We start from the raw sequence: 349 nt of genomic DNA, 5'->3' as shown, positions 1-349 counted from the left end.
TGTTCAGGCAAGGGGCGGACTCAAACGCGAAGTACAGGCAGCCCTGCGCACCGGCAGGGCACGCCGCAAACCCCACCGCACGAGAGAGCAGCGCACCTCCCGGTTCGTGGATCCCATGATTATGATCTCCGAGCGTCCACCTGAGATCGAGGACCGGGCAGTGCCTGGCCATTGGGAAGGTGACCTCATAACCGGCGCCTACAACCAGACCGCGATCGCGACCCTGGTCGAACGCACGACCCGTTACGTGATGCTCGTCCACCTCTCTGGGGACCACACAGCCGAAACAGTCCGCGACGGACTCGTCAAGACCATGGCCACCCTGCCAGCGCACCTGCGAGGCTCCCTA

General features: G+C 64.2%; 1 protein-coding gene. It reads left to right on the top strand.

Features of this window, described 5'->3' with window-relative positions; all coding sequences use genetic code 11:
• Positions 1-349, top strand: a 349-nt coding sequence (locus AC6CH3_RS23490; protein WP_498134718.1) for an IS30 family transposase, incomplete at both ends; no start/stop codon positions are given.

The organism is Arthrobacter sp. GQ119 (assembly GCF_059759125.1).
Note: the sequence above shows the minus strand (reverse complement) of the source record. Positions and strands in the feature narration are given on the sequence as shown.